Below are 24,586 nucleotides of genomic sequence, written 5' to 3'. Positions count from 1 at the left end.
GCGATCACCCGAGAGTCAATGACTTTTCAGGCGACCGCATATCTATGCACCGCGTCCGGCGGTCCGGTCTACTGGCGCGCCATCTCCTCCTTGACCGCCGCCACGAACGCGTCCACGTCCTCCGCGGTCGTGTCGAAGGCGCACATCCAGCGCACGACGCCCTCGGCCTCGTCCCAGAAGTAGAACCGGAACCGCTTCTGCAGACGCTCGCTCACGTCGTGCGGGAGTTTGGCGAACACCCCGTTGGCCTGCACGGGGTAGAGGATCTCCACCCCGTGCACGGCGCGCACGCCCTCGGCCAGGCGCTGGGCCATCTCGTTGGAGTGGCGGGCGTTGCGCAGCCAGAGGTCCTTGGCGAGCAGTGCCTCCAACTGCACCGACACGAAACGCATCTTGGAGGCGAGCTGCATCGACAGCTTGCGCAGGTGCTTCATGTGGCTGACGGCGTCCGAGTTGATGACGACGACCGCCTCGCCGAACAGCGCACCGTTCTTCGTCCCGCCCAGGGAGAGGATGTCGACGCCGACCGCGTTGGTGAACGTCCGCATGGGGACGTCGAGGGAGGCTGCCGCGTTGGCTATGCGGGAGCCGTCGAGGTGCACCTTCATGCCGTGCGCATGGGCGTGGTCGCAGATCGCGCGGATCTCGTCCGGCGTGTAGAGCGTGCCGAGCTCCGTGCTCTGGGTGATCGAGACGACCTGCGGCATCGCGCGGTGCTCGTCGTCCCAGCCGTACGCCTGCCTGTCGATCAGCTCGGGGGTGAGCTTGCCGTCGGGCGTGGGCACGGTGAGCAGCTTCAGGCCGCCCATGCGCTCGGGGGCGCCGCCCTCGTCGACGTTGATGTGCGCGCTCTCGGCGCAGATCACCGCGCCCCAGCGGTCGGTGACCGCCTGGAGCGCGACGACGTTGGCGCCGGTGCCGTTGAAGACCGGGAAGGCCTCCGCCGTGGGGCCGAAGTGGCTGCGGACGATGCTCTGGAGGTTCTCGGTGTAGTCGTCCTCGCCGTACGCGACCTGGTGCCCGCCGTTGGCCAGGGCCAGGGCGGCGAGCACCTCCGGGTGGGCCCCGGCGTAGTTGTCGCTGGCGAAGCCGCGGATCTCCGGATCGTGATGGCGACGTGCGTCGGTCCTGGGAGGGTTCACGGCTTCTCGGTCAGCCACAGACGCTTTCCGTTCACTTCGGCGGCGGACTTGTTCCAGATGTCGGTGATGGCCTCGGCCAGGTCCTTGACGTCCGTGAAGCCCGCGAACTTCGCGTTGGGTCGCTCGGCGCGCATCGCGTCGTGCACCAACGCCTTCACCACCAGGATCGCAGCCGCCGAGGTCGGCCCGTCGGCGCCTCCCGCCTTGCGGAAGAAGTCGGCCATGGCCAGCGTCCACGCCTCGGCGGCGGCCTTGGCGGCGGCGTACGCGGCGTTGCCCGCGGTGGGCATGCTCGCGCCCGCGGCGCTGATCAGGACATACCGGCCGCGCTCGCTGTGCTGCAGCGCCTCCGAGAAGGCGAGGGACGTGTGCTGCACGGTGCGGATGAGCAGCAGTTCGAGGAAGTCCCAGTCGTCGATGCTCGTCTTGACGAAGGCCTCGCCGCCGCGCCAGCCGCCGACGAGGTGGACCAGGCCGTCGACGCGGCCGAACTCCTTCTCGATGTGCATGGCCCACTCCCGGGTGGACTCCAGGTCCAGCAGGTCGACGGGCTCGCCGGTGACGGTGGCACCGCCCGACGCGTAACGGGCCGCGTCCACCGCCTCCGCGAGCCGCTCGGGATCGTTGTCCGCGGCGACTACGGTCGCCCCTGCCTCGGCCAGCCGGACCAGTGCAGCCCGCCCGGCGGGTCCGCCTGCGCCGGCGACCGCGATCACCGCACCGCTGAGAGCTCCGTTCCCCGCCATGGTCTTCGCCTCCTGAGCAGTGTTCTCGATGCCGTCGCTCACGCGGCGACTCGCTCGGCACTCTCCGCCGTGATGCCCTTCGTGGAGGCGATCACGTCCTTCAACTTCTTGGAGAGGGCCTCATAGAACATGCTCAGCGGAAACTCGTCCGGAAGCACGTCATCGACGAGCTTTCGCGGCGGTTGGCTCAGGTCGAGGGCGTCGGGGCCCTTGGCCCAGCGGGATCCGGGGTGCGGGGCGAGGTACTGCGACACCAGGTCGTACGCGGCGAACCAGTGGACGAGCTTCGGACGGTCGATGCCCGCCCGGTAGAGGTCCTCGATCTCGGCGCACAGCTGGTTGGTGACCTGCGGGGCGCGCTGCCAGTCGATGAACAGCTTGTTGTCGGTCCAGCGCACCACGTCGTGTTTGTGCAGGTAGGCGAAGAGGAGCTGGCCGCCGAGGCCGTCGTAGTTGCGCACGCGCTCGCCGGTGACCGGGAAGCGGAACATGCGGTCGAAGAGCACCGCGTACTGCACGTCACGGGCCTGCGGGACGCCGTCCGTCTCCAGCTTCACGGCCTCCTTGAAGGCGGTGAGGTCGCAGCGCAGCTCTTCCAGGCCGTACATCCAGAACGGCTGGCGCTGCTTGATCATGAACGGGTCGAAGGGCAGGTCGCCGCGGCTGTGGGTGCGGTCGTGGACCATGTCCCACAGGACGAAGGCCTCCTCGCAGCGCTTCTGGTCGTGGACCATGGCGGCGACATCCCCGGGCAGCTCGAGGCCCAGGATGTCGACGGCGGCCTCGGTGACCCGGCGGAAGCGGGCCGCCTCGCGGTCGCAGAAGATGCCGCCCCAGGAGAACCGTTCCGGCGCCTGGCGCACGGCGATGGTCTCCGGGAACAGGACGGCGGAGTTGGTGTCGTAGCCGGCCGTGAAGTCCTCGAACGTGATGCCACAGAACAGCGGGTTGTCGTAGCGGGTGCGCTCCAGCTCGGCCAGCCAGTCCGGCCAGACCATGCGCAACACGACCGCCTCGAGGTTGCGGTCGGGGTTGCCGTTCTGCGTGTACATCGGGAAGACGACCAGGTGCTGGAGGTCGTCCGCGCGGTTCGCGGCGGGCTGGAAGGCCAGCAGCGAGTCGAGGAAGTCGGGCACCTCGAAGCCGCCCTCCGCCCAGCGGCGCAGATCCTTGGTCAGGGCCTCGTGGTAGGCGCGGTCGTGCGGGAGCAGCGGGGAGAGCTCCTCGACCGCCTCCACGACACGCTGTACGGCCGCCTCGGCGTCCGAGCGCTCAGGTGCGGCCTCGGCGTCCAGGTCGATCGACCCGTCCTTGGACTGCCATGGCCGGATCCGTTCCACGGCATCCTTGAGCACGGCCCAGGCCGGGTGCTCCACCACCCTGGTCACGGGAGGAACGTGGTCCCCCGAAGCAGCCTGCACAAGAATTTCCGTCATGTCCCATCCTCCACGGGAGAACCTCGCGTATGGAGACCGTATACGTACGAGCTTCCTCCCAGCAAGAGGAGCCTCGGGAGATTATCCTGCCCACCCTCATGGTCACCGAACTTTTTCCTGCCGGATACCGGTCCGGCAGACATATGGTTGTCGCGCGGCTACCCGGGGACCGGACCGCTGAAACCGGCCGCCGGTCAATGCCGGGAGGACTCGCCCACGCCCGGGTGAGCGCCCTCGCGGGTACGGGCCAGGTCCGCCCTGCGCGACACCCCAATCCCCCGTGTACGCGCGGGTACATCGCAGGGCGGGGCCGTTAGGCTGCGGCTCTGCCCGCGTGACCGTCCGCTCCGGTCACGCGCGGAGCCGAGCCGCCGTCGACGGAAGCGAGTTGAACCTTGAACTTCCTTACCATCGGTCATCGCGGAGTCATGGGTACCGAACCTGAGAACACCCTCCGCTCCTTCGTCGCGGCCCAGCAGGCGGGCCTCGACGTGATCGAACTCGATCTGCACCTGAGCAAGGACGGCGCCCTCGTCGTCATGCACGACACCGACGTGGACCGCACGACCGACGGCACCGGCCCGATCGCCGAGAAGACCCTCTCCGAACTGCGCGCACTGGACGCCGGCCGCGGGGAGCACGTCCCGGTTTTCGAGGAGGTCCTCGACGCCGTGCGGGCACCGCTGCAGGCCGAGATCAAGGACCTGGCGGCGGCGCGGGCGCTGGCCCAGGTCATGCTGAAGCGGGACCTGATCTCCCGGGTGGAGGTGTCCTCGTTCCACGACGAGGCGATCGCCGAGATCACCCGGCTCGTTCCGGGCGTACGGACCGCGTTGATCGGTAGCCGCTACGGCACCGACATCGTGGACCGCGCCGTGGAGACCGGTGCCTCGACCGTCTGCCTCAACATCCGCCGCCTCACGCTGGAGGTCGTGGAGCAGGCCCGCAAGGCGGATCTGAAGATCATCGGCTGGGTGGTGAACACGCAGGACCACCTGCGGCTCGTACGGGCCCTGCAGCTGGACGGCGCGACCACCGACTACCCGGAGATCAAGCGCACCGGCCGCTTCACGGCGTGAACGTCAGGCGAGTTCCTTGACCAGGAGCTCGAACTGCAGGTCGTCGCGCTGCGGAATGCCGAAGCGCTCGTCGCCGTACGGGAACGGGGTCATCCGGCCCGTACGGCGGTAGCCGCGGCGCTCGTACCAGGCGATGAGGTCGTCGCGTACGGAGATCACGGTCATGTGCATCTCGTCGACGCCCCACGTCTCGCGCGCCGCGCGCTCCGCCTCGGCGATGATCACCTTGCCGAGGCCCGAGCCCTGCAGCGCGGGGCTGACCGCGAACATCCCGAAGTAGGCGTGGACGCCCCGGTGTTCGAGCTGGCAGCAGGCGACGACCTCGCCCTCCCGCTCGACCGTCAGCAGTCGGCTGTCGGGCGACTTGATGACCTCGAGCACGCCCTCCGGGTCGGTGCGCTGCCCCTGGAGGATGTCCGCCTCGGTGGTCCACCCGGCCCGGCTGGAGTCCCCGCGGTAGGCCGACTCGATCAGCCGGACCAGGGCGTCGACGTCGGCGTCGGTGGCGTCGCGGTAGGTCAGTCCGGTGGCTGCGGTCTCCATGGGCGTTACTCCGATTTCTGGGCGCGACTCGGGCACGGACGAGGGTAGCGCTGCCACTAGGCTCCGGATGCATGGTGCACGTTCTCAGCAGTCGAACCCTTCTCCATCCCACCGATCCCGAGCGGTCCCGGGCGTTCTACGGCGGGCAGTTGGGCCTCGCCGTCTACCGCGAGTTCGGCACGGGGCCGGAGCGCGGCACCGTCTACTTCCTCGGCGGTGGCTTCCTCGAGGTCTCGGGCCGGTCCGCGACGGCGCCGTCCCCGGCCGTGCAGCTCTGGTTGCAGGTCGAGGACGCGGCCGCGGCGCACGAGGAGCTGCGGGCCAAGGGGGTCGAGATCGTGCGGGCGCCGGTGAAGGAACCGTGGGGCCTGATCGAGATGTGGATCGCGGACCCGGACGGGACACGGATCGTGCTGGTGGAGGTGCCGGCGGACCATCCGATCCGGTACCGGCCCGGCATCTGAGGTCAGCGGGGGCGGTGTTCCCAGCGGCGGTCCGTGCGGGTCAGTTCGCGGAAGCCCGCCGAGGTCAGCCGGTCGAGGGCCGCCGTGTCGTCGGCCGGTTCGTAGGCGAGCAGGCGGTCGACGCCGGACAGGCGCAGCCAGTCGGCGGCCCGGCCCAGGAGCCAGTGCTCCAGGCCTTCGCCGTACGAGGCCGGGTCGATGTACAGGTTGCCGATGTCGGCGAGGCCCGCGGCCCGGGTGTGGCGCTCGGGGCGGGCCAGGGCCGTGTCGACCTCGATGAAGCCGAGGGCGCGTGAGTCGGCGTACGCCGTGAAACGGGTGCCGCACTCCCCCAGCGTGCGCTCGACCGTGACACTCCGACGGGGTGTGGGCGCCGGCAGGTCGGCGACCCGCGCGACGAGGATCACCTCCGTGTCCCCGACGTGCCGGTAGCCGGCGCGCTCGAAGGCCGCGCGGATGTGCGGCCAGTTCCGGGGCAGGCCGTAGACGACCGGGGCGGGCACGTCGCCGCTCGCGTAGCGGGCGCGCACGTTCCAGCGCGCCAGCTGGGCGAGGCAGGCGTTCATCAGCAGGTCGGCGGCCCGGTCGGAGTCGGGCCAGAAGGATGCCGGCGGCCGGCAGACGAACCAGTGGATCTCGCCGATGTCCCGGTAGCTCTCACCGACCTCCGCGTCGGCGCTGTAGCGCAGCAGATGGGCCGCGGCCACGACGGTGTCGCGCTGCTCGGCCACGAGCGTGACCCGTTCCCGCACCCACGGGTCGGTGATGGACTCCTCGGGCTGGCGTTGCAGATCGCTGAGCACGGTGTTCACGGACACGGAGACGCCGGGGACGACGGCGGCGACGTGCCGGTTGATCAGATCCGTGAGCTGGTCGCGGTCGTCACGGTGGAAGGTGCGCACCTCGAGCGCGGGCATGCGGGACCTCCGGGCGGGAGTGGTGGGCTGGAGGCCGCCATGCGATGCGGTACGCAGCCGAGCGTACGTCGGCGGCGGCGCCGGATGCGAGGGGGTTTCGCCGGATGGCCGGGGCCCGGGCCGGGGCATAGCGTGCTGGGAGGGGTTCTCCCTTCGTGAGGGATCCAGATCGGAAGGATCCAGATCGGAAGGATTCGGATCGGATGGATTCAGAGGGGATGGATTCAGAGGGGCTCAGGGAATTCAGCAGGCATCGGGAGGAACCATGAAGCTCGACAAGCCGGTGGCCGGCGGGCCCTGCTGGACCGAGCTGGGGACCAGGGACATGGCGGCGGCCAAGGAGTTCTACGCGGAGTTGTTCGGCTGGCGCAACGAGACTGACCCGCGTCAGGAGGCGGGCGGCTACACGGTCGCGCACCTCGGGGACGCGGCGGTCGCCGCGCTGACCCCGCTCTACCAGGAGTCTCAACCCGTCGCATGGAACGTGTCGTTCGCGGTGGCGGACGCCGACGCTGCCGCCCAGCAGGTGACGGCGGCCGGCGGGACGGTCCTGGTCGGCCCGATGGACGTGCTCGACGTGGGTCGCTTCATCGTGGCGCTCGATCCGGCCGGTGCCGCCTTCCAGATGTGGCAGGCGCGGGCGTTCCCGGGCGCCGGACTGTTCAACGCGCCCGGGTCCCTGGGCTGGGTGGAGCTGCTGACCCGCGCGCCCGAGCGGGCGACGAGCTTCTACACGGCGGTGTTCGGCTGGAGCGTCAACGCCTCGGAGCACTACACGCAGTGGGGCATCGACGGCGCGGACTTCGGCGGGATGGTGCGGATGGACGACAAGTTCCCGCCCGAGGTACCGCCGCACTGGCTGCCGCACTTCGCGGTGGCGGACGTGGACGCCACCGCGGCCGAGGCGACGGAGGCCGGCGGCACTGTCCTCATGGAACCCACCTCCGTGCCCGCCGGGCCGCGGATCGCGGTGCTACGGGATCCGCAGGGGGCGGTGTTCGGCGTGTACCGGGCGGGCGACGAACACTGATCAGCGCGCGAGCCGGACGGTCATCGCGACGGTGATCTCGTCGCCGGCCGTGATGTTCTGCGGCTTGCGCACGGCGACCTTCAACGGCAGCAGATAGCCGCCGTCCTTGGGGAACAGCGAGGTCTCGAAGTCGACCTCGCCGATCCGCGCGGCCACGGGGATGACGCCCCAGCCATAGCTGGCCATCGCCGCGACCTCACGGATGTCCGCGGACTCCTCGTCGGGCACGGGCAGGTAGTAGTAGGGCGCCGGGCCGCGCCACTCGATCACCCGCGCGGCGAACGTGAACTCCACAATCAGGCCCCTTCTTCGAGAACGGTCAGGTCGCGCTCGGCGTACAGCCGGTGGTGCCACTCCTCGTTGAGCACGATCAGCAGGCACTCCCGGACCGGGAACGTCTCGCCCTCGTCGGGCCAGCCGGGGCCGACGAGCGGTGCGGTCCGCTCGTCGAGCCGCTCGTCCGTGAGGGTATCGATCACACGACGGACGAGAGCCATCGCCTCATGGCGCAGGGCGAGTGCCTCCTCCAGCGAGGGCCGGGCATCGCGGTCCCACGGCACGCCCTCGCGCGGGTCCATCTGGTCCCAGGGCAGCGACAGCGGGTGCCAGGGCGCGGGGTCGCCGAGCACGCCTCGGCCCACCCAGGACTCGGCGGCGAACGCCAGGTGCCGCAGTGTCTGGATGAACGACCACTCGCCGTCCACCGACGCGTGCAGGAGCTCCGGTTCGAGCTTGCGGGCGCGCTCGACGGTGGCCGCCCACAGGTGCTCGTCGAGGTCCCACGCCTCGCGGAACCCGTCGGCGGTGGTGGGCCTGAACCTCGGCCGGTCCGGGTGACGCCGGTCGAGCTCGGCCTCCACCAGCGGCGCGACGTCCACACCGTTGATGACGAGGTGGTGGATCTCGCCGTCGATGGTGGTGTCGACGATCTCGACGCCACGCATCACCACCCGGTGGAGCGCGGAGTGCAGGATCGTCGCACCGTTGAGGCTCACGCCGCTGAAGCGTGTCCGCGACATGTTCGCTCGCTCGAACTCGCCGTCGGCGAGGTCTCGGAAGTCGTCCGCCATGACCGTCACCATAGGTCCCTTCAGGCAAGCGGTGTCACCGTCACCCGGTCCACGACCGGGGCATACGCCGACCGCTGGCCGAAGGCGTTGCGGGTGTGGCCGTCGAAGTCGGGGAGTTCGTCGGCGGTGAAGGCGACCGTGTTGGCGCCCTGGTTCAGGGTGACGGGGACGGACAGGTTCCAGAAGTTGTTGAAGTGGAAGGTCGTGGGGAACAGGACGCGGTGCGGGGTGGCTCCGTTGACGGAGATGTCCGCGCGGCGGCAGACCGGGTCGGGGTTGTAGTGGGTGGCGGGCGCCTGCTCGCCGTTGGAATAGCGGATGGTGAGCGCGTGGCGTCCGGCGCGCTCGGCCGTCACCGTCAGGGTGAGCGCGTTGCCGGGGCCCGCTCCGATGCCGTCCACCGCCTTTCCGCCGGTGGCGTACGAGTGTCCCGTCACCCTTGCGCCGCCGGTCAGGATGCCTTCCTCGGCGCCGGTCACGCGCGTGGGCAGCAGTCCGCGGGACGGGGCGACGCGCAGCCGGTCCACGACCAGGCATTCCGAAGTCCCGGTGACCGTCACCTTGTTGATGCCGCCGGCCAGGAAGAGGGGGACGGCGCCTCGCTGAACGCGTCCGAGTTCCTCGCCGTTGACCGCGAGCAGGCCCTCGCCGGGGCCGAGCAGGTCGACGGTGACCGTCGCCTCGCCGTCGTCGGCGGCGTGCACCCAGAAGGTGACGGTGCCGCCGCGGGGGGCGACGGCGACGCCGGGGCCGGAGGCGCCGAGGTGGGCGTAGCTGACCCGGGAGCCCGCGCCGAGCGCCGCGTACTCGGCCTCGTACAGGGCCTCCTGGTCGTCGCGCAGGACGAGGTCCAGCTTGTCGACGACCGCCTCGCCCTTGGTCGCGCCGAGGTCGGGGTCCTGTGCGGCGAGGGTGATCCGGTGTGGCCCTGCGGTCAGTTGGGCCTCGATGTCGGTGTGGCCCCACACGGCCCACTTGTAGCCGAGCGGCAGCCGCAGTTCCCGCGCGTCCTGGCCGTCGACGCGCAGGAAGACGTTGGTGGGGCCGTTCTCGCGCACCAGGTCGGCCAGGTTGTGGGAGTTGGCGAAAACCCTGATGTCGTACGTCCCGTCCTGCGGGGCCTCGACGTCGAAGGCGAGCATGCCGTCGGAGCCGGTGCGCAGGCCGCCGATGTGGTAGCCGCCGGAGGTCGCGAACTTGTCGACGTCGGAGGGGGATCCCTCGGGGCCGTTCTTCACGTAGCCGCCGCCCGTGTACGTGGCGTCCTCGGCCTCGTACGTCCGCCGCCGGTCGGCCGGGGGCGGCAGCAGCGTGGCGCCGTTGCCGCCAGGGGCCAGGATCAGCTGGTAGGCGGACATCTCGTCGAGGTCGGTCAGGGGCACTGCCACCAGGCCGTCCATGACAGGCAGTTCGGCGTCGAGGAGGCGCAACGGCTGGGCGGACGCGCCGACTTGGCCGGTCCAGGAGATCTCCTGCAGCCGTACGTGGACGGTCGCACCGAACACGTCCGCGTCGACGCCCTCGAAGACCAGGTCCGCGGCGCCGCTCGCGCCGCCGAACAGCACGCGGGCCTGCCGCTTGAGCCGGTCGAGCGTGGCGACGCCCTGCAGCGTGTACTGCACGTTGGGGTGGGGTGCGGTGACGCGGACGGTGTTCCCGGACAGCTGCCCGTAGGCGTTGAACAGCCACCACTGGCCGTTGCCCTTGTTGGCCTCGACCGCCGAGTCGTTGAGGTTGCCGGCGATGTTCCAGTACGCCATGTCGGCGTCGACCTTGGACTCCTCGATCGCGGCGATCCACTGGATCATCTGCCCGGGCACGGACAAGTGGTAGTTGTGCGCGTACTCGTTGAGGTTGACCGGCAGCGGGCCGATGCCCAACTCCCGCTCCAGTTCCCGGTACTTGACGACGTTCGTGCGGACCTCGTCCGGCGAGGACAGCTCGTGCCAGGTGATCGCGTCGGGGAGGACGCCGTGCTCGCGCGCGAACTCCAGGAATCCGCGCACCTCGGGGTACAGGACGCAGGTGTTGGGGCCCGCTATGCGCGCTTCGGGGTCCAGGCCCTTGATGAGGTGGTACGTCTCCTGCCAGGCCGCGAAGTAGGGGCCCGGTTCGGTGCGCCAGGAGACCTGGTCGTAGCCCCACTCCCCCGTGCCGAACATGTTGCCCTCGGGCTCGTTGAACGGCACGTAGACGACATGGGACCTGAGCGCGCCCAGGGTGAGGATCTGCTCGACCTGGTGGCGGACGCTGCGCAGATAGGTCGCGAGGCGTTCCTCTCCGGTGGCGCCCGGCCACTCGTAGGGGAAGCCGCGGTGGATGTCGGTCAGATAGACGTAGACGTCCTGGCCGCCCGCCGCGACGAACGACGGCAGGACATCCAGGGCGTCGGCGCCGGGATGCTGGATGCCGTCCTGGGCCTTGGTGGTGACCGTGCGGACGTACATGCCCTCGACGACGGCGCGGCTGGGCACGCCGTCGCCGTACAGGCCGTAGAGCGTGCCGCTCGCACCGCCGTGGAACGGGCCTGTCTCGGTGCCCAGGTCGACAGTGAGCGTCTCGGCTGTCACGGCAGCCCTCTTTCGTTCGGCATTTCGTACACCAGTCGGTTATCCGAACCGGCCTGGTCGAACGTAAGGAGTGGTCGCGGATCACGTCAACGGACGTCCGGCCCTCGATTTTTCCGAGGGCAGCCGCTCGGACAGGGTCTCTCACACACGGAGGGCGCCGAGGCGGCCCTCGAGCCGCCCCAGCAACTCGCCCAGCAGCCCGGCCAGTTCGCCCTGTCCCTGCGGATCCAGGACGGCCAGTACGGCGGTCTCGTAGGCCAGCTGCTCGGGGAGGATCCCGTCGACGAGATCGCGGCCGGCGTCGGTCAGGCGGACATGGGCGACGCGACGGTCGCGGGTGTCGCCCCGGCGCTCGACCAGGCCGCGCTCGGTGAGCTGCTTGAGGCGTTTGGTGACGGCGGCGCCGGAGGAGAAGGTCTCGCGGGCCAGCTCGCTCGGGGTCAGTTCGTGGCCGGTGCGGCGCAGCGCGCCGAGCAGGTCGAACTCGGGGCGGCTGAGGCCCGCCCGGCGCAGCGGGGCGTCCTCGGCCTGCTGGAGGAGGGCGGCGCAGCGGTTGATGCGGCCGATGATCTCCATGGGGCCGGTGTCGAGGTCGGGGTGGACGGCCTGCCACTGCCGGACGACCGCGGAGACGGTGTCGTCACCCCTGGCCGCGCCCGCCTGCCGTCCGTTCGCTGCCGTCATGGCCGTACGCCCTCCGTTCTCACGCTCCGGTGCGGCCTCTGGTGCCTTGCGGCCCTGGGGAGCAATGGCACCCGGCGTCGCGACGCCCGGCACAGCCGCTCGCCGCGTTGCCGAAACACCCTAGTAGCTCCGTCACGAGGGCCTTCCGGCGCCTTGCGACCGAGCGCACCGGACGCCGCTCCTTGTCCCGGGCGCCGTTGCTTCCCAGGTCGTTACCGTCGCCGCGAGCGTACGGTGTCCGGCCTGCTCGGCGCGCACGACCCGCTCCTGGGGCAGGGCGCGCTGCCACCATTCGCCGGACGCCGCGTCGACGGTGGCGCGCAGGTCGGCCAGGGCGGCGGCGAGGGAACGGCGGGCCGCCTGCACGGCGCCGGGCGCAGGGGCGGACTCCGCCAGGAGGCGGGCGGCGTGCTCGCGGGAGCGCTCGACGGCGGTCAGCGCGAGCTCGACGCGGTCGCCGGAGCGCCGGTTGGTGACAGCGACCGCGGCGAGGAAGCCGATCAGGGCGCCGACGACGGTGTCCACGACGCGCTCGGTGATCAGCCGCCCGGGTTCCTGCAGTCCGGTGAACTCGGTGATGAGCAGCGCCATCGGGGTCACGCAGACGCTGCCGAGCCAGTAGTTGCGGCCCATCAGCGCCTCGGCACCGAAGTTGAAGGCGAGGCAGCACAGCACGAGGGCGGCCGGGCCGAGGTGGGCGAGCGGAACGACGGCGGCGAACAGGAGGACGCCGACGAGGTTGCCGACGACGCGCTGGACGCCGCGGCTCCAGGTGAGGGCGAGGTTGGCCTGGTAGAGGGAGGCCGCGGTGACCAGGGCCCAGTAGGGGCGACCGATACCGAGGGCGAGGGAGGCGTAGCCGGCGAGGGCGCAGCCCAGGGCGGTGCGTACGGCGATCGGGGTGAGCGGGCCGAGTCGCTCCCACAACGGGCGGGACGGGACGGCGAGTTCGGCGTCCACACCGAGGAGTTCGTCGGCGGCGGCCGGGTCGTGGACCTCCGGAACGGGCCCGGCGCCGGTCAGCTCGCCCGCCCAGGTGCGCAGCTGCTCCGGGTCGGTGTCGGCGGGTGCGGCGAGGGCGACTTCGGCGCGGATGACAAGACGTTCGAGGCCGCGCCGGGTACGGGTGTCGCCGATGGCCAGCAGCGACTGCCAGGCAGCCTGGACGGCAGCGAAAGCCGCGGCACGGGCCCGGGCGTGGCCGTCCGCGGTGCCACGGGTGCCGGCGTACGCGGCGGCGGCGTTCAGCGCGCCTGCGGTGGCCCGCCGCTCCGGGCCGTGCGGGCGCAGCAGCCAGGGGGCCATGCCGACGAGCCAGGCCCAGCCGCCCGCCGCGAGGGCCAGCGCGAGGTGGCCGGGGACCTGGCCGAGGGTCTGCGGGGCGAAGAGCGAGGCGGAGGTGATGAAGGTCAGGACCACATTGGCGGGCGGGCCGACGCGGGTCGCGTCGCACAGCGTCTTCTGCAGCGCGGCCAGCAGGGCGCCGACGGTGACGAGCACGACGGCGCTGCCGGTGAGCGAGGCGGTGACCAGGGAGACGGCGAGGCCGCCGACCATGCCGAGGACCACCCAGACCAGGGCGCGGGCCCGGGCGGCGTAGGGACGGTTGTGGGCATACAGCGCACACAGCGACCCGGCCATCGTGTACATCGCCAGGTCGAGCCGGCCGAGGGCCAGCAGCGTCAGATTGGGCGGGGCGACCGAGGCGACGACGCTCAGGGCGGGCTTGAACCAGATGTCCGCGGGCCGACCGAGGCGCAGGACGCCGGTCAGGGGGAGGCGGGGGGCGCGCGGGGCGGTGAGGGTCGGGGGCCGGGTTTCTGGTGTCATGCGACATAACATTACCAGGTGTTTTACTCGTAAAGGATTCCTCTGCCCCCGGCACTCACCTGCCGTGCTCCCTCGAATGCTCCCCGTGTACACCCTTGCGCTCGCGTGCGCGCCGCGTCGTGCGGGCAATCACCGACTGTCGACACCGTCGAGCGGGGAGGCGCGCGTGCACGGAACGGCTTCGCCGGGCTGGCTGCTGGTCGCGCTGTGCGCGGCGACCGGGGCCTACTGTCTGCTGCGGATGCGCAGCACGGTCGAGGAGCAGCGCCGGGCCGCGGGCGGCGAGGCGCTGATGGGCTTCGGCATGGCCGCCATGGCCGTGCCGGCGGCGGTGTTCAGCCCGCCGTCATGGACCTGGCCCGTCTACACGGCCGTCTTCGGCGCCGCAGCGCTGCGCGCCCTGTGGGCGGCGCGGACGAGCGCGCACCATCTGCACCACCTGGTGGGCGCCGCGGCCATGGTCTACATGGCGCTCGCGATGGCCGCCTCCCCGGGTCACCATGCCGGGCACGGGGCTTCGTCCGGAGTCCCCCTGGTGACAGGGGTGTTGCTGCTCTACTTCATGGGGTACGTGCTGTTGTCCGGCGTCCGGCTGATGCCCGTCGTGGCCACGGCCGGCGGGACACCGGGCTGGAGCGACCGCCCGGAGCTGGCGCGGGCGTGCCGGCTGTCGATGGGGATCGCCATGGTGGCCATGCTGATCACGCTCTGACGCTCTGCTGCTCTGCTGCTGGGAGTCTTCTTCTCGTACGAAGCCGTTGCCTGCGTCACTTTGCCGTCGCAGACCGTATCCCGGGTGTGCGTTGGCTCATAGGGTGATCGTCATGATGGTCCCCGCGGCATTGTTGCTGCTCGGCGCGCTGGCCGCCGTCGTCGCCCCTCGGCTGCTCGCCCGGGCCGACTGGGCGGACCGTGAACCGGTGGTCGCGCTGTGGGCGTGGCAGTGCGTGGTGGCGGCCGTACTCCTGTGCTGTGCGCTGTCGATGACGCTCAGCGCGGCGGCCGCCTGGCAGGCGGTGCGCGGCCATGTGTTCGCCGCGGCGCCGCACGCGGTCGTGGACGCCTACGCGCTCCGCGCGACCGGCCCCTGGGCGGCGGCGACCGCGGTGACGCTCGCGTGCGCCGGGGTGTGGAGCGGGGCCATGCTGGTGCGGGAGGTCGTGCGGGCGCGTGCCAATCGTCGGCGGCACCGGGCCGAACTCCTCGTCCAGGCCCCGCTGTTGCCCGGCGAGGAACCCGCGAACGGCCGGCTCGTCGTGCTGGAGGGTGAGCGGGCCGACGCCTGGTGGCTGTCCGGTGCGGCGCCCCGCCTCGTGGTCACCACCGCCGCGCTGCGCCGCCTCAAGGGCCGGCAGCTGGACGCCGTCCTCGCCCACGAGCAGGGACACGCCCAGGCCCGGCACGACTGGCTGCTGCACTGCTCGGGCGCGCTGGCGGGCGGCTTCCCGCAGGTGCCGGTGTTCGCCGCGTTCCGCGACGAGATGCACCGCCTGGTCGAACTCTCCGCCGACGACATGGCCTCCCGTCGCCACGGACGTCTGACGACCGCGCTCGCGCTCGTCGAACTCAACGAGGACCGGGGCGTGTTCGGCCCCTCTCCCACCGCGCAGGGACACGTACCGCAGCGGGTGCACCGGCTGCTCAGCGCGCCCGACCGGCTCACGGCCGTCCGGCGGCTGGGCCTGACGGCGACCGCCACGCTGGTGCCCGTGGTGCCGGTGCTGGTGGCGTTCGTGCCGGGGCTGCGGGCTCTGCGCTAGACGGATCGACAGGCCATTGGCCTCGCACCCCGCTGTTCGGCGAGGATCACTCCATGCACAACCCGCCCGTCGACTCCCCGCCCCGCCCGCCCGACCACCGCACCACCGTCCGCGCCGCGGCCGCCCTCGCCCTGTGCTCCGTGCTGCTGCTCATCCTGGTCGCGGCCGAGTGGCACCCGCTGATCAGCATCGACGGCGACGTCGCCCGCACCACCCACCGCTGGGCCGTCGACGAACCCGGCCTCACCCATGCGTTCCGCATCCTGACGGACTGGGTCTGGGACCCCTGGACGATGCGCCTGGTGTGCGCGGTCGTCGTGGTGTGGCTGGTGTGGCGGCACTCGGCTTGGTGGACGGCACTGTGGCTGGCGGCCACCTGCGCACTGGGGACCCTGCTGCAGCAGTCCCTCAAAGCCGCGGTCGACCGCCCGCGCCCCGTCTGGACCGACCCGGTCGACTCGGCCCACTACGCCGCCTTCCCCTCGGGCCACGCGATGACCGCCACGGTCGTCTGCGGCCTCCTGCTGTGGCTCCTGCACCGCTACGGCCCCGGCCGCGCCGTATGGCGTACGGCGCTGGCCGTGGCGGCGGTCTCCGTGGTCGGGGTGGGTCTCACGCGCGTGTGGCTGGGCGTTCACTGGCCGTCCGACGTGCTGGGCGGCTGGCTCCTGGGCGCGATGCTCGTGGCGCTGGCCGTGCTGGTCCACGAGCGGTGGCGGCCGTGAGCACCCCCACGCGGAGCCGCTGAGCTGCGGCTCTTCCCGTCCTCAAGAATTTCGCACATAAGATCCACGCATGACGGCTGTTCTGTTCGACTTCTCCGGCACCCTCTTCCGTATCGAGTCCACCGAGTCCTGGCTGCGCGCGGTGCTGGACGAGGCCGGGATCGCGCTCCCGGAACCGGAGTTGACGCAGGCCGCGAAGGCGCTGCAGGTGGCGGGGGCACAGCCGGGCGGGGCGAATCCGGCCCAACTGCCCGAGGACCTCGCGGAGGTGTGGAAGATCCGGGACGAGAGCGCCGAGCTGCACCGGGCCGCCTACACCGGTCTCTCCCGTCAAGTGCCGCTCCCCGATGCGGGATTGCACGAAGCGCTGTACGACCGGCACAAGACTCCGGCCGCGTGGGCCCCGTACCCCGACGCCGCCGAGGTGCTGCACGCACTGTGCGAGCGCGGCATCGGCATCGGCGTGGTCAGCAACATCGGCTGGGACCTGCGCCCGGTCTTCCGCGAGCACGGCCTCGACCGGTACGTGGACGCGTACGTCCTGTCGTACGAACACGGCATCCAGAAGCCCGATCCACGGCTGTTCGCGGCGGCCTGCGAGGCGCTCGAGGCCGATCCGCAGGAGACCCTGATGGTCGGCGACGACCGGCCGGCGGACGGCGGCGCGGCGGCCCTGGGGTGCCGGGTGCACCTGGTGGACCACCTTCCGACGACCGAGCGGCCGGACGGGCTGCGCGCCGTACTGGACCTGGTGGACTGACCTCGGCCCCGGTCGGTCCAGACCGACCTCAAGCCCGTCCGGCCCGACTGGCCTCAAGCCCTGCCGGTCACCCCTGATAGCCCTCCACCTGCGACGACGGCCGCGCCTGCGCGTCATCCGGGTTCTCGCCGAACTCGGACTTCGCGCGCCGCTGCCGCAGCAGGTCCCAGCACTGGTCGAGCTCCTGCTCCAGCCTGCCCAGCTGCCGCCGTTCCGTCGCGCTGTCGATCTCGCCGGACGCGAGGGACTCCCGGAGCTTGCGCTCGTCCTCAACCATGTCCGTGATTCTGGCCAGGATCCGCTGGTCCTGTTCCATGTCCGCAGGCCTCCTCGGCTCGGCACTCGTGCCCACTTTAGGGACGCCGGGGCCGCTGTGCGACGGGAGCGCGACAGGATCACGAGGGGAGTACCGAAGGTCCGGGAAGTAGCCTCAGCACACCTTCTGGGCGACCAGACCGCCCGCCTGAGACGATCCCCCGCGTCGCCCCAGACGGACGGCAGCCCTGACCAGCCGCTACGGAACACCGATCGGGACGTGCCGAGTATAGTTGGCTGGCAGCCAGTCAACGCAGGAGTTACAGCATGTCCCCGCGCAGCGCCTCGGTCAATGAAGAGTTGCGGAGACGTTCCCGGGAGCGGCTCCTGCAGGCGGCCGTCGAGCTGGTCGGCGAGTACGGATACGAGGCGACGACGCTCGGCGACATCACGGACAGAGCCGGCTCGGCGCGCGGTCTGGTGTCGTACTACTTCCCCGGAAAGCGCCAGCTCGTGCAGTCCGCGGTGCACCGGCTGATGCACCGCACGCTCGAGGAGGCGGTGGAGCGGGAGCCGCGCACCGAGGACGGCCGGGAGCGGATGGCGCGGGCCATCGACGCGATTCTGGGTCTGGGGCGGGACCGGCCTGTGCTGATGCGCCAGCACATGGCCGGGCTGCTGCAGGCGGAGGGCTTCGTGCAGTGCCCGGAACAGCAGCGCCTCGCGGAACTGCTCAGGGACAGTGTCGCCCGGCGCGGGTCGCAGGACGTCGACGCGGAATATCCGATGCTGCGCTCGCTGCTGATGGGCGCCGTCTACGCGATGGTGTTGCCGAACGTGCCGATGCCGATCACGACCCTGCGGGCCGAGCTGTTCACGCGCTACCGGCTCGACTGGGAGATGGGCGTCCCACCGGAAACGGACGCGGCGACCGGAGGGACGCACGAGGCGGATCTGTCACGGTACTTCGCGACCGGCGAGGAGCCCGGCGACCGGCCCGGCCAGTCGGATCCGTCCGGTCAGTCAGAGCCATCCGGTCGGTCGGAGCCGTCCGGTCAGTCGCAAGAGTCCGGTCGGTCGAAGTAGTCCGGCCGCTATACGGCCGGACGTCGAGCTCGCCCGGACGGATCCTTTCGCCGGATTCCGTTCGCCGGACCCTCTTCGCCGGATCCCCTTCTCCAGATCCAGGTGCCCGTCAGCGCCGTGCGTGACGTGGTGCCAGGAACCCCGAGTCTCGCGCCTGCGAGATCAGCCTGAGCGACCTGCGGCGGCTGTGGCCGGTCGCGCACATCACCGCGAGGACCGGGTCGGCGCCCCCCTGCTGTGCCGCGCGGTACTCCTGGGCGACGAGCCGGCGCCCCTCGATGCCGCGGGGCCAGGTGGCTCGGGCCCGCCGGGAGCCTGCGGATCCGCCGCGTCCCGAAGCCGGATCCCGTCTCGGGCCGCACGCCTCGAAGAGCGGTTCCTCGATCCAGTCGGCGAGTTCCGCGAGGTCGTCGAGAGACAGGGCCGGCTGGGCCCTGACCTCCTCCAACGAGGCGCACCCGTCGCAGACCACGGCGAGCGCGTCGACCCGGGCGCCGTCACTGAACGCCAGCCGGACGGTGAACCACGACGTGGTGCGCTCGTCCTCCCGCACTTCCCACGCGGGCCATACGGACACCGTGCCATCCGTCGGACAACGATCAGAAAGATTAAGAAAGGATGCTTCTAGCACACGCGGAACGTAACCACTTGATCACATTCAGCGAGAACGGACACGCACGTCCGCACCGCGCCTGCACCCTGTCAGCGGAGCACCGGCGGTGCGATCCTGGAGCCGTAAGCGATCTCCTCTCGTAAGGAGTTCCGCCGTGATGCGTGTCGCCGTCGTCGGCTCCGGACCGAGCGGGGTCTACACCGCCCAGAGCCTTGTCCAGATGGACTCCGGGGTGCTCGTCGACGTCCTGGACCGGCTGCCGTGTCCGTACGGCCTGGTGCGCTACGGCGTCGCACCGGACCACGAGAAGATCAAGTCACTGCAGAACAACCTGCGTACGGTCCTGGAGCACGAGCGGGTGCGCTTCCTCGGCGGCATCCAGGTCGGCCCCGGCGGGCTGCCGGGCGCCAGGCTGCGCGAGCTGTACCACGCGGTCGTGTACTGCGTGGGCGCCGCCACCGACCGTCACCTCGGGATCCCCGGGGAGGACCTGCCGGGCAGCTGGTCGGCGACGCAGTTCGTGTCCTGGTACAGCGCCCATCCGGACGCCGCCGACGACGGGTTCGTGAGCGAGGCCCGGTCGGCCGTGGTCATCGGCGTGGGGAACGTCGCGGTGGACGTCACGCGGATCCTGGCCCGGGGCCCGGCGGAGCTGAGCCCGACGGACATGCCGCAGGCGGCGCTCAGCGCGCTGACCGCGAGCCGGGTGAGGGACGTCCACATGGTGGGCCGGCGCGGCCCGTCCCAGGCCCGCTTCACGACCAAGGAGCTGCGCGAGCTGGGCGGCCTGCCGAGCACCCAAGTCACGGTGGATCCGGCGGAGTTGGCACTGGATCCGGCATACGTGGATCCCTCCGCCGCCCTGCCTGCGGCCCAGCGCCGCAACGTGGAGGTGCTGCGCGGTTGGGCTCAGACGCCTCCCCAGGACGCCCCGCGCCGCATCCGGCTGCGCTTCTTCCTGCGCCCCGTCGAACTGCTCGCCGACGCGGGGCGCGTGGGCGCGGTGCGCTTCGAACGGACGGAGCCGGACAGGCAGGGCGGCGTCCGGGGCACGGGACGGTACGAGGACATCGAGGCGCAGTTGGTGCTGCGTTCGGTGGGCTATCGCGGAGTGCCGCTGGAGGGGCTGCCGTTCGACGCGGCGAGCGGCACCGTGCCGCATCTTGCCGGACGCGTCCTGCGCGCGGGCGTCGTCGCGCCGGGCGAGTACGTGGCCGGCTGGATCAAACGCGGCCCGACGGGCGTGATCGGCACCAACCGTCCGTGCGCGAAGGAGACGGTGATGTCGCTGCTCGAGGACGCCGACGTGCTCGTACGCAGGGACCTTCCGGAGGATCCGGTCGAGATGCTGCGTGCGGAGGGGATCGAGCCGGTTCAGTGGGCGGGATGGCAGGCGATCGAGCGGGCCGAGGCGGCCCTCGGGGCCTCACTGGGCCGCAGTGTCGTCAAGCTGGCGGACTGGGAGTCGCTGCTGGCGGCAGCGCGGGCCGCGGGGTCGCAGCAGGTCTCGTAGCGGAGTCGGACGCCGTCGATTGGGCAGTACACACATCGGCAACAACCCGGAAATCAACAAACTGTTCAAGCCCCCTACGGTCTCGTACTGTTCGGCTGTCTCCCCCCTCCCCCCGCCGCTCTGGAGCACCCATGGCTACGACCGCCCCCGTCCATCCGGTCGACGAGGTCCCACCCGTACGGCAGTTGGCCGCCTTCGGGCTGCAGCACGTGCTCGCGATGTACGCGGGCGCGGTGGCGGTGCCGCTGATCGTGGGCGGTGCGATGAAGCTGTCGCCCGCGGACCTGGCGTATCTGATCACCGCCGATCTACTGGTGTGCGGCATCGCGACGCTTATCCAGTGCGTGGGCTTCTGGCGGTTCGGGGTGCGGCTGCCGATCATGCAGGGCTGTACGTTCGCGGCCGTGTCACCGATGGTGCTCATCGGTACGACAGGCGGCGGACTGCCCGCGATCTACGGCTCGGTGATCGTGGCGGGGCTCGCGATCGTGCTGCTCGCGCCGGTCTTCGGGAGGCTGCTGCGCTTCTTCCCGCCGCTGGTCACCGGCACGGTCATCCTGATCATCGGTGTCTCACTGCTGCCGGTCGCGGGCAACTGGGCCGCGGGCGGTGTTGGTTCGAAGGACTTCGGGGAGCCGAAGAACCTCGCGCTGGCCGGCTTCGTGCTGGCGGTGGTGCTGGGCGTGCAGCGGTTCGCGCCCGCGTTCCTCAGCCGGATCGCCGTGCTCATCGGCATCGCCGTGGGTCTGGCGGTGGCGGTGCCCTTCGGGTTCACGGACTTCAGCGGGGTGGGCGACGCCGACTGGGTCGGAATCAGCACGCCCTTCCACTTCGGCGCCCCCACCTTCGAGGCGTCCGCGATCATCTCGATGCTGGTTGTGGCGCTCGTGACGATGACCGAGACCACCGGTGACCTCATCGCGGTCGGCGAGATGACGGGGCGCGAGGTCGAGCCGCGGTCGCTCGCGGACGGCCTGCGTGCCGACGGCCTGTCCACCGTCCTCGGCGGCGTGTTCAACACCTTCCCGTACACGGCGTTCGCGCAGAACGTCGGCCTCGTCGGGATGACCCGGGTGCGCAGCCGCTGGGTCGTCGCCACCGCGGGCGGCATCCTCGTCCTGCTCGGCCTGCTGCCCAAGCTGGGCGCGGTGGTCGCCGCAATACCGGCGCCGGTGCTGGGCGGTGCGGGCCTGGTGATGTTCGGGACGGTGGCCGCGAGCGGTCTGCGGACCCTGGCGCAGGTGGACTTCAAGGACAACCACAACCTCACGGTCGTCGCCGTGTCGGTGGCCGTGGGCATGCTGCCGGTCGGGGTACCGACGGTCTACGAGAAGTTCCCGGACTGGTTCCAGACGGTGATGAACAGCGGCATCAGCGCGGGCTGCCTGACCGCGATCGTGCTGAACCTGCTCTTCAACCACCTTCCCTCGAAGGCGAGTTCAGCCGCCGAGACGGACGGCCTGCCGAGCGGCGGCGGCGAGCGCGGTGTCGAGAAGCCCCAGGAAGAGGTCGTCTAGGTCCTCCCGGCGCGGGCCGTTGGATCCCTTCCTGCGGGCCGCGAAGGTCATGCATCGGTTCGCGGCCCGCGTCAAGTCCGAGACGACCCGCCGGCCGCTGCCGTGGGCCTGATCACCGACGCCGAACAGGCCGAGAAGATCCTGGCCAACGGTGCGGCGGACGCGGTGTTGTCGGGCCGCGAGCTGCTGCGGGACCCGGCGCGGGCGCGGCGTGCGGTGCGTGAGCTCGGCGGGGGCGTGCACGTGCCGGAGCAGTATCACCGGTCGGTCTGACCACAAGTCCCCTCCGGGCGATGGCCGGAGGGGACTCACCGTCGTCAACTCGCTGTGCACGCCGTCCCGTTGAGCGTGAAGGCGGGCGGGGCCGCGCTGTTGCCCGTGTGGCTCGCCTGGTAACCGATGGTGACGCTCGCGCTCGGGGCGAGCGTGCCGTCGTACGAGACGTTCGTGGCCGTCACCGCGCCGGTCGTCGGTGCGTATGTGGCGCCCCAGCCGTTGGTGACGGCCTGCCCGGCGTGCAGCGTGAAGGCCAGCTGCCAGCCGTTGACCGTCGTCGTGCCCGTGTTGGTGATCGTCACGGAGGCGGTCAGACCCGTGTTCCAGGCGCTGGTGGTGGCCGTCACCTTGCAGGCGCCCGGCTGGGGTTGGGGCGCGGGACCCGAGCCGTCCAGGCCGAAGAAGGTGAGCGCGCGGGATGCCATGCCGTACGCGTACAGGTTGTGGCCGACGCCCTGGAGGCTGATGGCCTCGACGGGCGCCTGGTCACCGGTGGAGCCGTAGCGGGTGCGGGTCCAGCCGGAGACGGGTGAGTCGGTGGCGGCCGGGGTCTGGCTGACACCGAGGACGTTGGTCCACTCCTTGATCTCCTCGCCGAAGTTGGGGTAGCGCAGCGTCGCGTCCTCGGTGCCGTGCCACACCTGCATACGGGGGCGGGTGCCGGTGTAGCCGGGATAGGCGGCGCGCACCAGGTCGCCCCACTCCTGCGGGGTGTGCGTGATGGTGCCGTTGGCGCACGCGCTGTTCCACTCGGATCCGTCGGTGGTGGCGAAGCAGCCGAACGGTACGCCGGAGAAGGCGGCGCCGGCCGCGAACACGTCGGGGTAGTCGCCCAGCAGGACGTTCGTCATCATGGCGCCGGACGAGATGCCGGTGGCGTAGATCTTGCTCGTGTCCGCGGAGTAGGTGTCGGTGACCCAGTCGATCATCGACTTGATGCCGACGGGGTCGCTGCCGCCGTTTCGCTTGAGTGCCTGGGGCGAGGAGACGTCGAAGCACTTGCTGGCACGGGTGACCGAGGGGTAGATCACGACGAAGCCGTAGGTGTCGGCCAGTTGGGCCCATTCGGTGCCGCTGTACATGGCCGGCCCGGAGCCGGTGCAGTAGTGCACGGCCACGACGACGGCGGGGTGCGCCGTGACGCTGTCGGGGACGTACAGGTACATCTGCAGGTTGCTGGGGTTGGTGCCGAAGCCGGTGACCTCGGTGAGGGTCGCGGTGGGGACGGCGGCGCGCGCGGCGGCGGCCGGGGGTGCGGTGAAGGTCACCGCGGCGAGTAACGGCACCAGTGCGGTGACCAGTGCCAGGAGAACCGTGCGCAACGGTCTCCGCTTGAGGGTGCGGGTGGGGGTGGACACGTCCTTGCCCCTTTCTCAGCAGGAGGAGTTCGTCTGGGTCAACAGGCCCAGACTCCAAGGGAGTTGGGAGTAGTCGCCGCCCGCACTCGGGTCCATCCCCTGATAGAGGTAGCGCAGTCGACAGGGGTTGATGGTGAGGGTCTGGTCGACGCCGTCGCGGATCATCTCGCCGTGACTGAAGTCCGTCGTCCAGGCGGTCTGTCCGTCGGCGAAGGTCACGTTGCTCGAGCGGATGAAGGCGCCCGCCTCGGTGTCGGCGAGCGGAGTCCAGGTACCGCCGAGGCTGTCGGCCGTCCAGGCCCGGAAGTAGCGCCGCCAGTCCGAGCCGGTGGCGAGGGCCTCCACGAGCATCAGGTACGTGCCGCTGTCGCCGAGGCGATAGACATTGCTCGCCTCGAAGAGGTCGAAGCGGTTCGGCTCGGAGAGAACGACGGTGGTGTCGCGGAAGCCGCCCGGGAACTCGGCGACCGTGGTGCGGGCGCGGTACTGGTGGCCGTTGTCGTCGGAGAAGAACAGGTAGCAGTCGGTCTTGTCGCAGATGGTCCAGAAGTCGAGCCAGCCGCCGCTGCCCTTGTTCTCGGTGACGACCGGCGGCTCGCTGTCGAGGAAGGTGCGCGGCGCGCTCCAACTGCCGGGATCCGCAGGGTCTTTGGAGGTCGAATAGGAAGGAGGACCGGTCTGGTAGACCATGTACCAGGTCTTCTGCGGCGCGAAGTAGAACACCTGCGGAGCGGCGGCGTACCGGTTGCCGATGTTCGGATTGGTGTCGAGGAAGGTCTGCGGGGCGGCCGCCGCCTGGGAGAAGTCGGCGAAGCTGGTGTGGGCCAGGCTCCACCGCCCGGAGGTGTCGGCGGTGGTCATGTAGACGTGCCAGCGGTTCTTGTAACGGAAGACCGTCGGGTCCTTGACCGAGACGATCGGATGGGCCGCGTCCGGTTTCGGGCTGATCAGCGGGCCGGTCGAGGACCAGGTGAACACCCCGGGAAGCGGGTCCTCCCGGCCGGCTCCCGTGCCGCCGGCGGCCGCCGAGCCCGGTGACAGAACCAGCGTGCCGACGGCCAGCAAAAGCAGCACCAGTCCACTGGCGAACGTGCGCGTGCGCGGAGTCGTCATCGACTCGCCCCTTTCGGAAACCTTTCGGAATCTCTCGGGAATCTCTCGGAAAAGGGAGGCGTCCGCCCCGCATCGTGGCATGGACACGACCCTCATGGA

Annotated in this window: 24 protein-coding genes and 1 pseudogene; 11 read left to right on the top strand and 14 right to left on the bottom strand. The window is 70.9% G+C overall.

What is annotated here, in order from left to right:
- Positions 1 to 68 precede the first annotated feature (68 nt).
- From OG303_RS43975 to OG303_RS43965, 3 genes are read right to left on the bottom strand one after another with little or no spacing between them, the layout of a single operon-like run.
- A complete protein-coding gene (locus OG303_RS43975; protein ID WP_405875536.1) occupies positions 69 to 1,142 on the bottom strand; it encodes a threonine aldolase family protein in 1,074 nt (357 codons plus the stop codon).
- Positions 1,139 to 1,888 (bottom strand): SDR family NAD(P)-dependent oxidoreductase, encoded by a 750-nt coding sequence (locus OG303_RS43970; RefSeq protein WP_405877770.1) that lies wholly within the window; start codon positions 1,886 to 1,888, stop codon positions 1,139 to 1,141. The genes OG303_RS43975 and OG303_RS43970 overlap by 4 nt, the downstream gene beginning before the upstream one ends.
- A gap of 38 nt (positions 1,889 to 1,926) precedes the next feature.
- Positions 1,927 to 3,324, bottom strand: coding sequence for a DUF6421 family protein (locus OG303_RS43965; protein WP_405875535.1), 1,398 nt, complete (start codon positions 3,322 to 3,324; stop codon positions 1,927 to 1,929).
- Between the two features lie 395 nt (positions 3,325 to 3,719).
- Here OG303_RS43965 and OG303_RS43960 point away from each other — a divergent pair, with 395 nt between their 5' ends.
- Positions 3,720 to 4,403, top strand: a complete 684-nt coding sequence (locus OG303_RS43960; protein ID WP_405875534.1) for a glycerophosphodiester phosphodiesterase — start codon at positions 3,720 to 3,722, stop codon at positions 4,401 to 4,403.
- Between the two features lie 3 nt (positions 4,404 to 4,406).
- On the opposite strand, the gene OG303_RS43955 is transcribed toward OG303_RS43960, so the two are convergent.
- On the bottom strand, positions 4,407 to 4,946 hold the full coding sequence (locus OG303_RS43955) for a GNAT family N-acetyltransferase (protein WP_405875532.1): 540 nt from the start codon (positions 4,944 to 4,946) through the stop codon (positions 4,407 to 4,409).
- A 71-nt stretch (positions 4,947 to 5,017) separates the two neighbouring features.
- Here OG303_RS43955 and OG303_RS43950 point away from each other — a divergent pair, with 71 nt between their 5' ends.
- Positions 5,018 to 5,410 carry a VOC family protein gene (locus OG303_RS43950; protein WP_405875531.1) on the top strand — a complete coding sequence of 131 codons (393 nt, stop codon included), beginning with the start codon at positions 5,018 to 5,020 and terminating at the stop codon, positions 5,408 to 5,410.
- A 2-nt stretch (positions 5,411 to 5,412) separates the two neighbouring features.
- On the opposite strand, the gene OG303_RS43945 is transcribed toward OG303_RS43950, so the two are convergent.
- The gene (locus tag OG303_RS43945; protein WP_405875530.1) at positions 5,413 to 6,327 is read right to left on the bottom strand and encodes an N-acetyltransferase; all 915 of its coding nucleotides are present in this window, start codon (positions 6,325 to 6,327) and stop codon (positions 5,413 to 5,415) included.
- A gap of 265 nt (positions 6,328 to 6,592) precedes the next feature.
- On the opposite strand from OG303_RS43945, the gene OG303_RS43940 reads away from it, so the two are divergent.
- Positions 6,593 to 7,357 carry a VOC family protein gene (locus tag OG303_RS43940; RefSeq protein ID WP_405875529.1) on the top strand — a complete coding sequence of 255 codons (765 nt, stop codon included), beginning with the start codon at positions 6,593 to 6,595 and terminating at the stop codon, positions 7,355 to 7,357.
- Here OG303_RS43940 and OG303_RS43935 read toward each other — a convergent pair whose 3' ends face one another.
- The 5 genes from OG303_RS43935 to OG303_RS43915 all read right to left on the bottom strand — a co-directional run bounded on the left by OG303_RS43935 (position 7,358) and on the right by OG303_RS43915 (position 13,511).
- Positions 7,358 to 7,651 (bottom strand): DUF1905 domain-containing protein, encoded by a 294-nt coding sequence (locus OG303_RS43935; RefSeq protein ID WP_405875528.1) that lies wholly within the window; start codon positions 7,649 to 7,651, stop codon positions 7,358 to 7,360.
- A 2-nt stretch (positions 7,652 to 7,653) separates the two neighbouring features.
- Positions 7,654 to 8,427 carry a DinB family protein gene (locus OG303_RS43930; RefSeq protein ID WP_405875526.1) on the bottom strand — a complete coding sequence of 258 codons (774 nt, stop codon included), beginning with the start codon at positions 8,425 to 8,427 and terminating at the stop codon, positions 7,654 to 7,656.
- A gap of 20 nt (positions 8,428 to 8,447) precedes the next feature.
- On the bottom strand, positions 8,448 to 10,997 hold the full coding sequence (locus tag OG303_RS43925) for a cellulosome protein (protein WP_405875524.1): 2,550 nt from the start codon (positions 10,995 to 10,997) through the stop codon (positions 8,448 to 8,450).
- Positions 10,998 to 11,138: 141 nt separating this feature from the next.
- Positions 11,139 to 11,681, bottom strand: coding sequence for a MarR family winged helix-turn-helix transcriptional regulator (locus OG303_RS43920; protein ID WP_405875523.1), 543 nt, complete (start codon positions 11,679 to 11,681; stop codon positions 11,139 to 11,141).
- Between the two features lie 132 nt (positions 11,682 to 11,813).
- Positions 11,814 to 13,511 (bottom strand): FUSC family protein, encoded by a 1,698-nt coding sequence (locus tag OG303_RS43915; protein ID WP_405875521.1) that lies wholly within the window; start codon positions 13,509 to 13,511, stop codon positions 11,814 to 11,816.
- Between the two features lie 166 nt (positions 13,512 to 13,677).
- Here OG303_RS43915 and OG303_RS43910 point away from each other — a divergent pair, with 166 nt between their 5' ends.
- The 4 genes from OG303_RS43910 (at position 13,678) to OG303_RS43895 (ending at position 16,756) form a co-directional block, all read left to right on the top strand.
- Complete coding sequence (locus OG303_RS43910; protein WP_405875519.1) at positions 13,678 to 14,223, top strand: DUF5134 domain-containing protein; 546 nt, start codon at positions 13,678 to 13,680, stop codon at positions 14,221 to 14,223.
- Between the two features lie 112 nt (positions 14,224 to 14,335).
- Positions 14,336 to 15,271: a M56 family metallopeptidase gene (locus OG303_RS43905; RefSeq protein WP_405875518.1), complete on the top strand. Its 936-nt coding sequence runs from the start codon at positions 14,336 to 14,338 to the stop codon at positions 15,269 to 15,271.
- 53 nt (positions 15,272 to 15,324) lie between these two features.
- Positions 15,325 to 15,996 (top strand): phosphatase PAP2 family protein, encoded by a 672-nt coding sequence (locus tag OG303_RS43900; RefSeq protein WP_405875516.1) that lies wholly within the window; start codon positions 15,325 to 15,327, stop codon positions 15,994 to 15,996.
- A 70-nt stretch (positions 15,997 to 16,066) separates the two neighbouring features.
- On the top strand, positions 16,067 to 16,756 hold the full coding sequence (locus tag OG303_RS43895) for an HAD family hydrolase (protein ID WP_405875515.1): 690 nt from the start codon (positions 16,067 to 16,069) through the stop codon (positions 16,754 to 16,756).
- Positions 16,757 to 16,823: 67 nt separating this feature from the next.
- Here the strand turns inward: OG303_RS43895 and OG303_RS43890 are convergent, their stop codons facing one another.
- The gene (locus OG303_RS43890) at positions 16,824 to 17,072 is read right to left on the bottom strand and encodes a DUF2630 family protein (protein WP_405875513.1); all 249 of its coding nucleotides are present in this window, start codon (positions 17,070 to 17,072) and stop codon (positions 16,824 to 16,826) included.
- A gap of 266 nt (positions 17,073 to 17,338) precedes the next feature.
- Between OG303_RS43890 and OG303_RS43885 the strand changes: the two genes are divergently transcribed.
- The gene (locus tag OG303_RS43885; protein ID WP_405875512.1) at positions 17,339 to 18,097 is read left to right on the top strand and encodes a TetR/AcrR family transcriptional regulator; all 759 of its coding nucleotides are present in this window, start codon (positions 17,339 to 17,341) and stop codon (positions 18,095 to 18,097) included.
- A gap of 109 nt (positions 18,098 to 18,206) precedes the next feature.
- Here the strand turns inward: OG303_RS43885 and OG303_RS43880 are convergent, their stop codons facing one another.
- Positions 18,207 to 18,674 carry a DUF6214 family protein gene (locus OG303_RS43880; protein ID WP_405875510.1) on the bottom strand — a complete coding sequence of 156 codons (468 nt, stop codon included), beginning with the start codon at positions 18,672 to 18,674 and terminating at the stop codon, positions 18,207 to 18,209.
- A gap of 190 nt (positions 18,675 to 18,864) precedes the next feature.
- On the opposite strand from OG303_RS43880, the gene OG303_RS43875 reads away from it, so the two are divergent.
- The 3 genes and pseudogenes from OG303_RS43875 to OG303_RS43865 form a co-directional block, all read left to right on the top strand.
- Positions 18,865 to 20,223, top strand: a complete 1,359-nt coding sequence (locus tag OG303_RS43875; RefSeq protein ID WP_405875509.1) for an FAD-dependent oxidoreductase — start codon at positions 18,865 to 18,867, stop codon at positions 20,221 to 20,223.
- A 131-nt stretch (positions 20,224 to 20,354) separates the two neighbouring features.
- Positions 20,355 to 21,740, top strand: a complete 1,386-nt coding sequence (locus tag OG303_RS43870) for a nucleobase:cation symporter-2 family protein (protein WP_405875507.1) — start codon at positions 20,355 to 20,357, stop codon at positions 21,738 to 21,740.
- A gap of 58 nt (positions 21,741 to 21,798) precedes the next feature.
- Positions 21,799 to 22,013 (top strand): annotated as a pseudogene (locus OG303_RS43865) (tRNA-dihydrouridine synthase); the annotation flags it as partial.
- 44 nt (positions 22,014 to 22,057) lie between these two features.
- Here the strand turns inward: OG303_RS43865 and OG303_RS43860 are convergent.
- Positions 22,058 to 23,374, bottom strand: a complete 1,317-nt coding sequence (locus OG303_RS43860; RefSeq protein ID WP_405875505.1) for a PHB depolymerase family esterase — start codon at positions 23,372 to 23,374, stop codon at positions 22,058 to 22,060.
- A 15-nt stretch (positions 23,375 to 23,389) separates the two neighbouring features.
- On the bottom strand, positions 23,390 to 24,487 hold the full coding sequence (locus OG303_RS43855; RefSeq protein ID WP_405875504.1) for a non-reducing end alpha-L-arabinofuranosidase family hydrolase: 1,098 nt from the start codon (positions 24,485 to 24,487) through the stop codon (positions 23,390 to 23,392).
- Positions 24,488 to 24,586: the final 99 nt, after the last annotated feature.

The organism is Streptomyces sp. NBC_00005 (assembly GCF_045160215.1).
GTDB lineage: Bacteria > Actinomycetota > Actinomycetes > Streptomycetales > Streptomycetaceae > Streptomyces.
This window is presented reverse-complemented; position numbering and strand designations above follow the sequence as displayed.